Annotated in this window: 11 protein-coding genes; 9 read left to right on the forward strand and 2 right to left on the reverse strand. The window is 69.6% G+C overall.

The genetic code is table 11. The annotated features are described in order from the left end of the window. Positions 1-10: 10 nt before the first annotated feature. The 3 genes from AXZ95_RS04545 to AXZ95_RS04555 all read left to right on the forward strand — a co-directional run bounded on the left by AXZ95_RS04545 (position 11) and on the right by AXZ95_RS04555 (position 4315). Positions 11-1030, forward strand: coding sequence for a LacI family DNA-binding transcriptional regulator (locus tag AXZ95_RS04545; protein ID WP_018189828.1), 1020 nt, complete (start codon positions 11-13; stop codon positions 1028-1030). A 71-nt stretch (positions 1031-1101) separates the two neighbouring features. After that, complete coding sequence (locus AXZ95_RS04550; protein WP_018189829.1) at positions 1102-2493, forward strand: MFS transporter; 1392 nt, start codon at positions 1102-1104, stop codon at positions 2491-2493. A gap of 73 nt (positions 2494-2566) precedes the next feature. After that, entirely contained in the window at positions 2567-4315 is a 1749-nt protein-coding gene (locus AXZ95_RS04555) for a glycoside hydrolase family 9 protein (protein ID WP_018189830.1), read from the forward strand. A gap of 22 nt (positions 4316-4337) precedes the next feature. Here the strand turns inward: AXZ95_RS04555 and AXZ95_RS04560 are convergent, their stop codons facing one another. Beyond that, positions 4338-5729, reverse strand: coding sequence for an APC family permease (locus tag AXZ95_RS04560; protein ID WP_018189831.1), 1392 nt, complete (start codon positions 5727-5729; stop codon positions 4338-4340). Between the two features lie 108 nt (positions 5730-5837). Further along, positions 5838-6788 carry a zinc-binding dehydrogenase gene (locus AXZ95_RS04565; RefSeq protein ID WP_018189832.1) on the reverse strand — a complete coding sequence of 317 codons (951 nt, stop codon included), beginning with the start codon at positions 6786-6788 and terminating at the stop codon, positions 5838-5840. A 220-nt stretch (positions 6789-7008) separates the two neighbouring features. On the opposite strand from AXZ95_RS04565, the gene AXZ95_RS04570 reads away from it, so the two are divergent. Genes AXZ95_RS04570 through AXZ95_RS04595 form a run of 6 tightly spaced genes read left to right on the forward strand, consistent with a single transcriptional unit; the run spans position 7009 to position 14687 of the window. Next, positions 7009-8088: a Gfo/Idh/MocA family oxidoreductase gene (locus tag AXZ95_RS04570; RefSeq protein WP_231371097.1), complete on the forward strand. Its 1080-nt coding sequence runs from the start codon at positions 7009-7011 to the stop codon at positions 8086-8088. Between the two features lie 5 nt (positions 8089-8093). Further along, complete coding sequence (locus AXZ95_RS04575) at positions 8094-8789, forward strand: ThuA domain-containing protein (RefSeq protein WP_231371096.1); 696 nt, start codon at positions 8094-8096, stop codon at positions 8787-8789. Beyond that, positions 8786-9760, forward strand: a complete 975-nt coding sequence (locus tag AXZ95_RS04580) for an ABC transporter permease (protein ID WP_018189835.1) — start codon at positions 8786-8788, stop codon at positions 9758-9760. Before AXZ95_RS04575 ends, AXZ95_RS04580 begins: the two co-directional genes overlap by 4 nt. Positions 9761-9766: 6 nt before the next feature. Then, complete coding sequence (locus AXZ95_RS04585) at positions 9767-11848, forward strand: dipeptide/oligopeptide/nickel ABC transporter permease/ATP-binding protein (protein WP_018189836.1); 2082 nt, start codon at positions 9767-9769, stop codon at positions 11846-11848. Beyond that, positions 11845-13032, forward strand: a complete 1188-nt coding sequence (locus AXZ95_RS04590; RefSeq protein WP_018189837.1) for an ABC transporter ATP-binding protein — start codon at positions 11845-11847, stop codon at positions 13030-13032. The genes AXZ95_RS04585 and AXZ95_RS04590 overlap by 4 nt, the downstream gene beginning before the upstream one ends. Next, on the forward strand, positions 13029-14687 hold the full coding sequence (locus tag AXZ95_RS04595; protein ID WP_231374342.1) for an ABC transporter substrate-binding protein: 1659 nt from the start codon (positions 13029-13031) through the stop codon (positions 14685-14687). The genes AXZ95_RS04590 and AXZ95_RS04595 overlap by 4 nt, the downstream gene beginning before the upstream one ends. Positions 14688-14719 lie beyond the last annotated feature (32 nt).

Below are 14719 nucleotides of genomic sequence, written 5' to 3' on the forward strand. Positions count from 1 at the left end.
AGGGGGCGCGGTGACCGAGCATCAGCGGGCCTCCAGCATGCGGGATGTGGCCGCCCTCGCCGGCGTCTCGCACCAGACGGTCTCGCGCGTGATCAACGGTCATCCGAGCATCCGGGAGTCGACGCGGCAGCGGGTGCTGGTCGCCATGGACCAGCTGCACTACCGGCCCAATCGCGCCGCCCGGGCGCTGGTCACCGCCCGATCGCGCACCATCGGCATCCTCTCGACGTCCGCCGCGGCGCTCTACGGGCCAGTGTCGAGCATCAACGCCATCCAGGATGCGGGCCGCGCGGCCGGCTACTTCATCGCCGTCGCCCAACTCGCCGACCTCGAGCCGGAGTCGATCGCCGCCGGCCTCGACCACCTGCTCGCGCAATCGGTCGAAGGGCTCATCGTCATCGCGCCGCAGGAGGTCGTGCTGCAGCAGCTCGAGACGGTACGCCTCGACGTCCCGTACGTCACCCTGCTGGGCGGTCCGGCGTCGGTCCAGCGCGAGCTCACCGTCGACCAGGTGGCCGGCGCCCGGGCCGCGACCCGGCATCTGATCGACCTCGGCCACCGGCGGATCGTCCACCTGTCCGGGCCGCTCGAATGGTTCGAGGCGCAGGCCCGTGTCCACGGCTGTCGGTCGGAGCTCGCCGCCGCCGGCCTTACTCCGATGCCGTCGCCGGAAGGCGACTGGACCGCGGAATCCGGCTACCGCCTCGGGCGCGAGGTGCTCGGTGATCCGGAGGTGACGGCGGTGTTCACCTCCAACGACCAGATGGCGCTCGGCGTCTATCACGCGGCGCACGAACTGGGTCGGCGGATCCCCGAAGACGTGAGCGTCGTCGGCTTCGACGACATCGCCGAAGCCGCTCACTACTGGCCGCCGCTCACGACCGTGCTGCAGGACTTCACCCAGCTCGGCCGGCGAAGTGTCGAGAGCCTGGTGACCGAGATCGAGGGCGGGACGGAGCCGACGCCGGTGACGCTGCGGCCCGACCTCGTGGTCCGCGCCTCCACCGCTCCTCCCGTCTCCGTCGGCTGACGCCACCGGCCGACCCGGGCGCTCGGGACCGGCCCCGACCGGCGTCGGCGGCTCGGCCTAGGCTGGAGCCCATGAGCTCGCGCGACCTGGATTCGGAGATCGCGGCCCCCGCCACCCCCGATGTCGCGCCGGCCGGCGGTGTGCTGAGCGCACCGTTCCGCTGGACGAGCATCGGGATGTGCCTCCTGATCACGCTCGCGGCCTTCGAGGCCCTCGCCGTGACCACGATCATGCCCACCGTCAGCCGCGAGCTCGACGGCGCCTCGCTCTACGCGTTCGCCTTCGCCGGTCCCCTCGCGGTCGGCGTCGTCGGGATGGTGGCCGCCGGCGCGTGGACCGATCGCGGCAATCCCCGGTCGGCGTTAATCGCCTCCGTCGTCCTCTTCGCGGCCGGTCTCCTCACCGCGGGACTGGCCCCGACGATGGGGGTGTTTGTCACCGGCCGCCTGGTGCACGGTCTCGGCGGCGGAGCGCTCACCGTCGTGCTGTACGTCATCGTGGCCCGGGTGTATCCGCCGCGACTGCATCCCCGGATCTTCGCCGGCTTCGCCGCGGCGTGGGTCATCCCGTCGCTGATCGGTCCGTTCATCGCGGGCGTGCTGAGCGAGACCGTCGGCTGGCGCTGGGTGTTCCTGGGCGTCGTCGCGCTGACCGCCCTCGCCATGCTGATGGTGGTTCCGGTGATGCGCGGCGTGCGCCGGGCTCCCGATGAGCCGGGGTCCTTCCCGGTCGGGCGCATCCTGTGGTCCCTGCTGCTCGCCGTGGCGGTGCTCGCCCTCACTCTCGGCGCCGAGGCGTCCGGCCCGATCCAGTGGATCGTGCCGGTGCTCGCCGTGGCGGTCGCGGCTGTCGCGATCCGTCCGCTGGTGCCGCGGGGGACACTGGTCGCGCGTCGCGGTCTGCCGAGCGTCATCCTGATGCGTGCCATCGTCGCCGCAACCTTCTTCGCTTCCGAGGTCTACGTACCGCTCATGATGGTGACCGAGTACGGGCTCTCCGCCGCCATCGCCGGCCTCGCTCTCACCGCGGCCGGCCTCAGCTGGTCGGCGGCCTCGTGGGCGCAGGGCCGCTTCCCCGGCATCGGCAACCGTCTGGCCGCACGCCTCGGCGCCACCGGGCTGACTATCGCCCTCGCGTCGCTGATCGCCACGGCGGCCTGGCACCTCGATCCGTGGGTCGTGGTCGTCGGCTGGGCGTTCGCCGGCGCCGGCATGGGTTTCGTGTACCCGCGCCTCGGCGTCCTCACGCTGCACTACTCGACGACCGCCGACCAGGGTTTCAACAGTTCCGCCCTGACGATCGCCGACTCCACCGGCTCCGCGGTCGCGCTGGCCGCGACGGCGGTCGTCTTCGCAGCCCTTCGCGGCCTCGCCGGCGGCGTTCCGTTCGTCGGGGCGTTCGCAGTGACAGCGGTGCTCTGCGGCCTCGCGTGGGTCGTCGGCTCGCGACTCGTGCGTCGCTGACGCGCCCGCATACCAGCGCTGGGGGATCGCCCTGGTATCGTGTGGTACTCCTTGGTATGCACATGGAGGCAGCATGCAGACGGTCGACGAACCCGCGATCCTCGTGAGCCATCTCGGCTACGACACGGAAGCGCCGAAGGCCGCCGTGCTCGTCGGGTTCGATGTCGCTCCACGCCTTCGGATCGAGCGACTCGACGACAGCCACACCGTGTCCGTCGCCGTCGACTCACCGCAGCGCGTCTCCCGGTGGTCGGCGCGGCCCTACGCCCGCGCGGACTTCTCGTCGATCACGACGCCCGGTCGCTATCGGCTCGTCGCCGAGACCGACGAGGGCGGGGTCGCGTCGGCGCCGTTCGTCATCGCGGAGGACCGCATCCCGAGCCTCGTCGTGTCCGACGTCACGGCGATGTTCCGCGCGCAGCGGTCGAGCGGGGAGATCGATCGCAAGGATGCCGCAGCGCGCTTCTACGACGACGACTCCGGCCGCACGGTGGATGCACGCGGCGGCTGGCTCGACGCATCCGGTGACTACAGCAAGTTCCTCAGCCATCTCACCTACACCCGGATGATGAGTCCGCAGCAGATCCCGCTCTGTGCCTGGGCGCTGCTGACCGCGGGCCGGGAGCTGCGCACGGCGCATCCGGGCTTCCGGACGAGTCAGTATCCGCGGCTCCGTGACGAAGGCCTGTTCGGCGCCGACTTCCTGGTGCGCTTCCAGGATCCGAGCGGCTTCTTCTACACGGCCATCTTCGACGCGCTGACGAAGCGGCTGGAGGAGCGCGTGATCACGGCGCCGCTCCAGGACAGTGTCCGCACCCAGCGGTGGCAGGCGGCGTACCGCCAGGGAGGGGGCCTCGCGATCGCCGCGCTTGCTCTCGCCTCGTGTGCCGACGACGAGGGCGATTTCCGTCGCGAGGAGTACTTCGCCGCGGCGGTGCGCGGCTTCGAGCATCTGGAGCAGCACAACCGCGACTATCTCTTCGACGGCGAGGAGTCGATCGTCGACGACTATTGCGCGCTGCTCGCCGCCGCGGAACTGCTGGCAGCCACCGACGGTACCGGGGTGGAACGACAGGCATTCGCGGCGGCGGGGGCGCGCCGCGCAGAGTCCATCGCACAGCGACTTCGCGACGGCGAGACCGGGGCATGGCTGGTGGGCGACGTGGAGGGGCGGCCCTACTTCCATGCGGCCGAGGCCGGCCTGCCCGTTGTGGCGCTGCTGCGCTGGGCCGAGGTGCTGAGGCAGGGCTCGGCAGCGGGCACGGACACGGACGCGGACGCGGATGCCGCCGACGCCGCGGAGCGCACTGCGCTCGCCATCCTCACGGGAGTGCTGCAGCGCACGGATGCCGTGCCCAACCCGTTCGGGTACCCGCGGCAGCGCGTCCAGCCCATCGGAGCGGAACCGCGCGACGCGTTCTTCTTCCCGCACGAGAACGAGACCGGGTACTGGTGGCAGGGCGAGAACGCCGGGCTCGCGTCCTTCGCCTATGCCGCCGCAGTGGCGGCGCGTCTGCCGCAGATCGACGAGCGGCTCCGGGCCCGCCTCCGTCGGCTGAATGCCGACGTGATCGCCTGGGTCGGCGGCCTCAACCCGTTCGACTCGTGCATGCTCCAGGGCCGCGGGAGAAACGGAGTGGAGTACTCCGCGGTGTATCAGAACACCCCGGGAGGCATCGTCAACGGCATCACCTCCGGCTGGACGGACGAGGAAGGCGTCGCCTTCCTCCCCGCCGACGCACCGGACGGCGAGGAGTGGCGGTGGGCGGAGCAGTGGATCCCGCACTCCGGCTGGTTCCTCCTCGCCGTCTGCGCCGGCTGAGCAGCGCGAGAGACGAGACGGCTCAGGCCTCCGGGAGAGGTGCAGGGTCCTCCTCCGAGAAGTCCATCGCGGGCGGCTTGCGCCGGAAGCCAGAGGTGAGGATCGCGAGCAGGACGACGCCGATCAGCACCCAGATCCCGCCGGCGATGATGGTCGTGAGGGAAAGGCTGGTCCAAAGCCAGACGGTGAGGGCGAAACCGATCAGCGGCGCTACCAGGTGCGCCAGCACGGCACGCGTTCCCCGCTCGTGCTGGTCGATCAGGTAGTGCTTGATCACGGCGAGGTTCACGAAGCTGAAGGCGACGAGGGCGCCGAAGGAGATCACCGATGCGGCGACGTCCAGCGGCAGGAGCAGTGCGCCGATGAGACCGACAACGCCGACGATGAGCACCGACAGCCACGGCGTCGTGAAGCGCGGGTGGATGGCGGCGAACACGCGGCGAGGCAGCTGGCCGTCGCGGCCCATGGCGAACAGGATGCGCGCGACACTGGCCTGCGACGTCATCGCAGAGGCGAAGCTGCCGGCGATGTAGGCGGCGGTGAAGAACGTGAACAGTGCGCCGCCGCCGATCCGCGTCATCACGTCGAGCGGAGCGGAGTCGGTGTCGGTGAAGTTCGTGAAGTCGGGGAAGACCAGCCCGGCGACATAGGCGGTGACGATGAAGAGCAGGCCGCCGACCAGGGTGCACAGGATGATCGCGCGCGGGATGCTCTTCCTGGCGTCCTTCGCCTCCTCGCTGAGGGTCGAGACGGCGTCGAAGCCGAGGAACGCGAGCGCCAGGATGGCGGCGCCAGCGGCGATTCCGCCCAGCGTCGTGTTGCCCGAGAAGAACGGGTCGAGCAGGTTCGGGACGGTCGCCCCGCCCGAGAGGTACGCGATCCCGGTGGCCACGAAGACGACGATGAAGACGACCTGCACTCCGACGAGCGCCAGGTTGGCGCTCGACACCAGGGTGATGCCGATCACGTTCAGCAGGGTGACGACGACCACCGATCCGACCACCCACACCCACGCCGGAACCGCGGGGAAAGCCGCATTGAGGTAGATGCCGATGACGAGGTAGTTGAGCAGGGGGAGGGCGAGGTAGTCGAGGAGCAGCGTCCACCCGGTCAGGAAGCCGAGGTGGCGGCCGAAGGTGCGCTGCGTGTATGTGTACGCGGACCCGGCGACGGGGTAGGCCCGCACCATGCTGGCGTAGCTGCCGGCGGTGAACAGCATCGCGATCGTCGTGACGAAGTAGGCGCCGGCGAGGTGGCCGCCGGTGGTCTCGGTGACGAGACCGTACGTGGTGAAGACGGCGAGCGGCAGCATGTAGGCCAGGCCGAAGAGCAAGAGGGACGGCGTGCCCAGGCTGCGCTTCAGTCGCGGACCGGCGGGAGCGGCGGTGCTCGAGGGTCGGGAGGTGGTGGTCACGGGTGTGCCCTTCGTCGAAGCCGGAAAGCGGTTACCCGGGAATGTATAGCTTTGGTGCGCGATTGGTAAAGAGATATTTTCGGAAGGGACGGCAGGCGCCCCGCCGGCTCACGGCTCGATGACGGCCTTCACGAATCCGGAGGCGCGCTGAGCCATCAGCTCGTAGGCCGCATCCACCCCGTCGAGCGCGAAGCGATGCGTGATCAGCGGCGCGAAGGTGAACCCGCGCGAAGCGACCTGCGCCAGGGCGTCCCGCATCGCCCGCATGACGCGCGGATGGTCCGGGCAGAAGCCGTTGACCACCGTCGCGCCCTTGTACCAGAGCTCCATGTCGAAGGGGGCGGTGCCCGCGTGGTGGTATCCGACGACGCACAGGGTGCCGAAGGGCCGGACCAGCAGGGATGCGGTGGCGAGTCCCGGTGTCACCCCGGTCGCCTCCAGCACGACGTCGGCGCGGGGGTCAGCGGTCCCGGCGCCCTCGGCGGCATCCACGAAGGCGGCGACCTCGTCCGGGTGCAGGGCGACCGCGGCGCCGAGGGCGAGTGCGCGCTCCCGCGCCTCCGGGTTGGGGTCGACGGCGATGACGGTGCGCGGTGCTCGGGCCAGCGCGAGCTGCAGCAGCCCGAGACCCATGAATCCCAGTCCGACGATCGCCACGCGGGCGCCGGGGCTGAGCGGGGTGCGGGAGATCGCCTCCTCGAGTGTCGCGATCGGCTCTCCGATGGCGTGAGCCGGCTCGATCCCGGCGGGGACGGGAAGGAGCCGGTCCTCCTCCAGGAGGGCGTGGGTCGCGAAGCCGGGGCCGCCGAGGCCGGTCACGAACTCGCCCTCTTTCCAGCGCGACGCGGAGGATCCCATGGCGACGACGCGGCCGGAGATCTCGTGCCCCAGCTCGATGGGCTCGCCGCCGTCTCCCGGTCCCCGCAGCCACGGGGAGAGGTCCGAGGTGCACACGCCGCTGGCGACGATCTCGACGAGCACCTGGCCGGGGTGCGGCTCCGGGGTGGGGACCTCCTCGATGCGGGAGGTGCGGGCGGCGACGACACGGCTGATCAGCATGCGAGCAGTGTAGCGCGGTGGTCCGTTGTGGTCTTATGTGGATGCGCGCTCGGGTCGATGAAAACCGGTCACACATTGTTTCGACCGCGTAAACGAAGAAACCATCTCTTGTTACCGCTCACATTCTGTCTTAGTCTGGCATTGGGTGGTATCGATCTGGGATACAGTCGGGTCCACCCCGCAGCCGATTCGGCACCCGAGAAGTTCAATGGAGAAGCACATGCAGACGTACTCTGCGGTCGTCGTCGCCGCCGGTGGGCAGGGCCGGGTCCACGCCGCCGCCTACCAGGCCGACGAGCGGGTGCGACTCGTCGGGGTCGCCGATGTCGACAGCGGCGCGGCCGACCGGCTCGCGACCGAACTCGGAATTCCGCGGAGCTACTCCGACGTCTCGGCGATGCTGCGCGAGGAGCGACCGGACATCGTGAGCGTGTGCACGCCTCCCGCCTTCCGCCGCGCCGTGGTCGACGCGGCGATCGACGCGGGTGTCCGCGCCATCCACTGCGAGAAGCCCTTCGCGCTCAGCTATGGCGATGCCGTCACAATGACCGAGCGTGCGGCCGATGCAGGCGTCCAGCTGACCGTCAATCTGCAGCGCCGCTTCGAGCCGGTGCACCGCTTCGCCCGGGCCCAGCTCGACGACGGCGCCATCGGCGAGCTGGTCAGCATCGAGGGCTACTGCCCGAACCTCTTCGACTGGGGCAGCCACATCGTCGACCTCGCGCTGTTCTACCGGCACGACGAGCCGGCCGAGTGGGTGCTCGGACAGATCGATGTCAGCACCAACCGCTACGTCTACGGCGCGTTCGTGGAGACGTCGTCGCTGACGCAGGTCGCCTGGTCCGACGGCGTCCGCGCGACCATCGCGACCGGTCGTGAGCCGGCCACGCCCATCCTGAACCGCGAGAACAACCTTGGGCTGATCCTGCAGGGCAGCCGCGGCAGGATCGTCGTGAACGGCCAGGAGTGCATCGTCCAGCGGTTCGGGGTCGACGGCATGCGCTTCGCGTCCCCGTACGCGAGCGATCCGTCGACCTGGGACCACGGGATCGATCCGGCCATCTTCGCCTGCACCCGCGAGGCCGTCGCCGATCTGGTCGACGGCCTGCAGACCGGCGAGGAGCCTGTTCTGGCCGCGCGCCACGCTCTCGCCGGCGCGGCCATCGTCTTCGCGACCTACGAGAGCAGCCGGTCGCGGGGCCGCGTCGGGCTGCCGCTCCAGGTGTACGACAACGCCCTGCTCAGCGGGCTCGACAAGGGACTGTGGTCGCCGGTGGGCGAACTGCGGTCGACGTGGTGACGCGGATGGGAACGGCGACGGTCATGCTCGTGGGCGACGACGTCTACGAAGACCTCTTCGGCGCGGGCGTCGAGCTCCAGGCGATGCTGGCCGACGAAGGTCTCGCCACTCGCGTGCGCATCGGCGCGGGGTCGCTGCGCGAACCGGCTTCCGCATCCGTCCCGCACGCGCCGGACGACGTCATCGCCCTCTATCGCGCCGCCGGCGAGCTCGACGACGACGCCCGCCGAGGCCTCGAGCGCGCGGTGGCCGGCGGCGCAGGACTGCTCGCCGTCCACTCCACCGCCTACCTCGAGGACGACGCGCTCGTGCCGGTGATCGGCGCGCGGTACCTCGACCACGGTCCGCGCCCCCACGAGTCGCGGTTCGCCGTCGGCCTGGCGCCGCATCCGGTGACGGAGGGCGTCGAACCGTTCGAGCTGGAGCACGAGCACTACCGCCTCGCCGTCGAGCCGGGGGTGGATGTGCTGGCCTGGCGCGATGCCCCGTACGGACGCGAGCCGCTGGTGACCGCGCACGCCTACGGACGCGGACGCGTCTGCTACCTGCAGTTCGGCCACGACCTGCGGGCCTGGGGGTCGACGGAGGTCCGCCGGCTCGTCACGAACGCGGCGCGCTGGCTCGCCCAGCCCGCACGGACGGCCGCAGAGGCCGCACCCACCACCCGCCCGATCGACGCGGAGGACACCGACCGCCCATGAGAGTGCTCCTGAGACGAGCCGTCTTCTATCTGATCACCGCCTGGGCGGCGATCAGCCTCAACTTCCTGCTCCCGCGCATCATGCCGGGAAGTCCGGCCGACGCGCTGATCGCCAAGTTCCACGGCAAGCTGTCGCCGGACGCCATCCAAGCGCTCCGCGTGCTGTTCGGCCAGAGCGACGCGAGCCTGTGGCAGCAGTACCTCGACTACTGGAAGAACCTGTTCACGGGCAATTTCGGCACGTCGTACGCGTACTATCCGACCCCGGTGTCGGACGTGCTGGCGAGCAGCATCGGCTGGACGCTCGTGCTCATCACGGTGTGCACGGTGCTCGGCTTCCTCATCGGAACCGGGCTCGGAATGATCGTGGGCTGGAAGCGGGGCTCGTGGCTGGACGGCCTCATCCCGTTCACGACACTGCTGTCGAGCATCCCGTACTTCTGGTTCGCGATCTGCGTCGTGCTGATCTTCTCGATCGTCCTGCACTGGTTCCCGCTGTCCGGCGGCTATTCGGTGACCGAGACGATCGGCTGGAACCTGGGCTTCATCGGCAGCGCCACGTACTACGCGGTCCTCCCGGCGCTCACCATCGTCGTCGCCTCGATCGGCGGCTGGCTGATCGGGATGCGCAACATGATGGTCACCACCCTCAGCGAGGACTACGTCCGGCTGGCGGAGGCGAAGGGCCTCCCGAAGCGGCGCGTGATGTTCAGCTACGCGGCGCGCAACGCCATCCTCCCGTCGTTCTCGAGCTTCGCGATGTCGCTCGGCTTCGTGGTGGGCGGCTCGATCGTGACCGAGGTCGTCTTCAACTACCCCGGGATCGGCACCGTGCTGTTCAAGGCTGCGCAGGCCCAGGACTACCCGCTCATGCAGGGCATCTTCCTGGTGATCACGATCACCGTCCTGGTCGCGAACCTCCTCGCCGACCTCATGTACGTCTTCCTCGACCCCCGCACACGAGAGAGCTGAGCTGACATGGCCATCGCCGCCGCCACCGCCGTCGAAGCGGAGAACGCCGAGACGGACACCCCGACATCCCGCTTCGCGTGGATGCGCGCCTTCCGCTGTCCCTGGACCCTCACCGGCATCGTCATCACCGCCGTCTTCTGCATCTTCGGGATCATCGGCCCCTGGGTGGCGCCGTACGACCCGTCGGCGGTCAGCAAGGCGACCCTGCAGCCGCCGAGCCCGGAGCACTGGCTCGGCACGACGCAGACCGGCCAGGACGTGCTGTCGCAGATGCTGTACGGCACGCAGATCTCGTTGCTCGTCGGCGTCGGCGCGGCGATCGTCGCGACCGTGCTGTCTGTGCTCGTCGGTCTGGCCGCCGGCTACCTCGGCGGGCTCTCGGACGAACTGCTGTCGCTGCTCGCCAACGTGTTCCTGGTCATCCCCGCCCTGCCCCTGACGGTCATCCTCGCCTCCTACCTGCCGAAGTCGGGATCGCTTGGCATCATCCTGGTGATCTCGATCACGGGATGGGCGTGGGGCGCTCGCGTGCTGCGGGCGCAGACCCTGTCGTTGCGCAAACGCGACTTCGTCGAGGCGGCCAGAGCGACCGGCGAGCGCACGTCCAGCATCATCTTCCGCGACATCTTCCCGAACCAGATCGCCGTCATCGCCGCGAGCTTCCTCGGAACGGTCACCGGCGCGATCCTCACGCAGGCGAGCCTCGCGTTCCTCGGGCTGACGAACGTGACCGAGTGGTCGTGGGGCACCATCCTCTACTGGGCGCAGGTCTCGAGCGCGATGCTGACCGGCTCCTGGTGGTGGTTCGTCCCCGCCGGGCTCGCGATCGCCCTGCTCGGCACCGGGCTGTCGCTCGTGAACTTCGGGATCGACGAGTTCATCAACCCGCGGCTGCGCCAGGCGGGCATCGGCACCAGGAAGGCGCAGCGGGCGCAAGTGCGTGCGCAGCGGGCGAAGATCGTCCGCGGGCCGGCGCGAGTGCGCGGCCAGCGTCCGCCGCACCAGCCGTACGACCCGGTGACCAGCGACGTCATCCTGAAGATCGAGAACCTGCACGTCGACTACGTCGGCGAGAACTCGGTGACGCCGGCCGTCAACGACGTGTCGCTGACGCTCCGCCGGGGCGAGGTCCTCGGCATCGCGGGGGAGTCCGGGTCGGGCAAGTCGACGCTGGCCTACGCCATCACTCGGCTGCACAAGCCGCCTGCGCAGATCACCGGCGGCGGGATCCTCTACACGAACTCCGACGGCTCGACCATCGACATCCTGCGGATGAGCGAGAGCGAGCTGCGCGACTTCCGGTGGGACGAGCTGTCCATCGTGTTCCAGTCGGCCATGCACGCGCTCAACCCCGTGCTGACGGTCGGCGCGCAGCTCGACGACGTGCTCCGCGCGCACCGCCCCGACCTGTCGGCCGCGGATCGCGCCGCACGCGTGGTCGAGCTGCTCGGGCTCGTCGGCATCCAGACCGACCGGGTGAACGCCTACCCGCACGAGCTCTCCGGTGGGATGCGGCAGCGCGCCATGATCGCGGTGGGGCTCGCCCTCGACCCCGAGATCATCGTGATGGACGAGCCGACCACGGCGCTCGACGTCGTCATCCAGCGCCAGATCATCGAGAAGATCATCGAGCTGAAGGACCGGCTGGGCTTCGCCGTCGTGTTCATCACCCACGACCTCTCGCTGCTCATCGAGCTCTCGGACACCATCGCGGTCATGTACGCCGGACGCGTGGTGGAGCTCGCGGACGCCGACGAGTTCTACCGGAACCCGCGGCACCCCTACAGTCAGGGGCTGCTGGCGTCGTTCCCGACCCTGTCCGGCCCGAAGCGCGAGCTCGCCGGCATCCCCGGGTCGCCGCCGGACCTCCGCAAGCTGCCGACGGGATGCGCCTTCGCGCCCCGCTGCCCGCTCGCGTTCGACCGCTGCGTCGAGGTCGTTCCTCCGCTCATCCCCCTGGCAGGACCGGCCGAGTGGCGACAGGCGGAAGCCGCCTGCCTGCTCTACGAGGGGGACGGTTCTGCGCCGAACCGGACGCCGGACGCCGTCGCCGAACTTCCGCACGCCCGAATGGAGGATGCCCGATGACCACCATCGAGACCGCGCCGCAGGAGGTCGCACCCTCCGGTGAGGATGCGCCCCTCCTGGAGGCACGCCACGTCACCAAGCACTTCACGGTGCACAGTTCGCCGTTCCGTCGCGGTCCGCGCCGCGTCGTCCACGCCGCCGACGACGTGTCGCTCGCCCTCTACGCCGGGCGGATCATGGCGCTCGTCGGCGAGTCCGGATCGGGCAAGTCGACCTTCGCCCGGCTGCTGGCGCAGCTGCACCCGGTGACGTCGGGAGAGATCCTGTACCGCGGCAAGCCGGTTCGCGTGAAGGGCGGGGCGTCGTTCCGGGCGCACGTCAGCAAGGTGCAGCTGATCCTGCAGGACCCGTTCGGGTCGTTCAACCCGGTCGCGACGATCGCGCGCACCCTGACGCGCGCCGTGCGCATCCATCACCCGAAGGCCGACGGCGCCGCCCAGCGGCGCATCATCGACGACCTGCTGGCACAGGTGAGCCTGCGGCCGGCGCGCCAGTTCACGGAGAAGTACCCGCACGAGCTGTCGGGCGGTCAGCTGCAGCGCATCTCGATCGCGCGGGCGCTCGCCGCCGACCCCGATGTCTTCCTCGCCGACGAGCCGGTGTCGAGCCTCGACGTGTCCATCCGCCTCGGCGTGCTCAACCTGCTGCGCCGGCTGGTGGAGGAGCGCGGCGTCGCGCTGCTGTATGTGACCCACGACATCGCGTCCGCCCGCTACTTCGCCGAGGACACCAGCGTCATGTACGCGGGACAGCTCGTCGAAGCCGGCCCGAGCGAGACGGTCACCCAGAAGGCGGCGCATCCGTACACGCAGCTGCTCATCGCCTCGGCACCGGATCCGTCGCGTCCCGACGAGGCGCGGCCACGCGACATCGGCCAGCCGCCGAGCCTGATCGACCCGCCCACCGGCTGCCGGTTCCACCCGCGCTGCCCGTTCGCGATGGAGCGGTGCCGCACGGACGCGCCGCCCGCCTTCGCCCTCGAGGAGGGCCAGTGGGCGAAGTGCTGGCTGTACGCGGACGACGCCGAGGCGACCGAACGGCGCTCCGAGAACGCCGTCGCCTACGGGCTCGGCGCCGTGCGACCGGCGGGCCGCCGCATCCACACCGGGCCGCAGGCCCCCACAGACGCTCCAACGAGCACAGACGCTCCAGAAACAACCGATACCAAGGGAGACCAGCAATGAATCGCAGAAGGTCCATACGTCGCGCCGCCATCGGCGCGGCTTTGGCCGCCTCGCTCGTCGTGCCGCTCGCCGCCTGCTCGTCGAACGGTTCGGGCTCGGGCGACGGACTGATCCTCAACGTGGCGAGTCAGTCCGACAGCCTCACGCAGTCCTTCAACCCGTACCTGCCGAACACCGCACAGGGGGCCACCTACACGAACCAGGGCGCCGGCGGCTTCATCTACGAGCCGCTCGTGCAGATCAACAACGTCGACATCGGGCACGACATCCCGTGGCTGGCGAAGTCGTGGGAGTGGAGCGACGAGAACAAGACGCTCACCCTCCACCTCCAGTCGGGCGTCAAGTGGACGGACGGCCAGAAGTTCTCGGCCGACGACGTCGTGTTCACCTACGACCTGCTGAAGAAGTACCCGGCCCTCAACGTGGGCGGCGTCGACTTCGACACCATCACGGCCAAGGACCCCGACACCGTCGTGATGACCTTCGCGGCACCGTCGGAGACGAAGTTCACCTCGCTGGTCTCGGCCGCGATCGTCTCCAAGCACATCTGGTCGAAGGTGGGCGACCCCACCAAGTACGTCGACAAGAACCCGGTCGGCACCGGGCCGTTCATCCTCGACACCTTCTCGCCGCAGAGCTTCGTGCTCAAGACGAACAAGGACTACTGGCAGACCCCCGCCACGATCGGCGGCATCCGGTTCATCCCCTACAAGGACAACCAGGGCCAGACGAACGCGCTCGTGCAGGGCCAGGCCGACTGGTCGGGCACCTACATCGCCGACGCCGAGAAGACCTACCTCTCCAAGAGCAAGGACAACCACTACTGGGCCCCGGTCGTCGGATCGGACGGCCTCATCCCGAACCTGGAGAAGTGGCCGCTGAGCGACATCGCCGTGCGCCGCGCGATCAGCCTCGGCGTCGACCGGGCGCAGATCGGCGCAGCGACGGACTCGCCGCCCGCGACGAGCCAGACCGGGCTCCCGATGCCGGCCTTCGAGAGCGAGGTCGCATCCAAGTACAAGAACCTCGACTTCAAGCAGGACAAGCCGGCCGCCGAGAAGCAGCTGACCGATGCCGGTTACACGAAGGGATCGGACGGCTACTACGAGAAGGACGGCAAGAAGGTCGAGTTCTCGGTCAGCTTCCCCGCGTCGTACACCGACATCGCGGCCCGCGCCCAGGTGCTCGTGTCGCAGCTGAAGGACCTCGGCATCAAGCTCGACATCGACACCACCTCGGTGAACGACATCAACAAGATCACCGCCGACGGCACGTTCCAGTCGACCATCGGATACCCGGTGGGCCCCGCACCCCGCGCGTTCAACATCTACGACTCGATGATGAACCCGAACAAGTACTACCCGCTGGGGCAGGCGACACCGACGTTCGAGAACATCGAGCGGTTCAACGACCCGGTCGCGAAGGAGCTGTTCAACAAGTACCCGCTCGCGACCACGGACGAGGAGCGGGCGAAGATCCTGGAGCAGCTCGAGGGCATCTGGATCGACCAGCTCCCCATGATCGTGATGTTCTACTGGGGCAACTACGGCGACTGGAGCAGCGCGAAGGTCACCGGCTGGCCGAGCGAGGACAACCCCTACTTCGCGCCGTACCCCAACCCGGTGGTGGCGCTGAAGCTGAAGCCGGTCTCCTGACCGGACGTGCACCGTCCGCGGGCGGGCCGGTC

Source organism: Leifsonia sp. 115AMFTsu3.1, from assembly GCF_004362795.1.
In the GTDB taxonomy this organism is placed as follows: Bacteria; Actinomycetota; Actinomycetes; order Actinomycetales; family Microbacteriaceae; genus Leifsonia.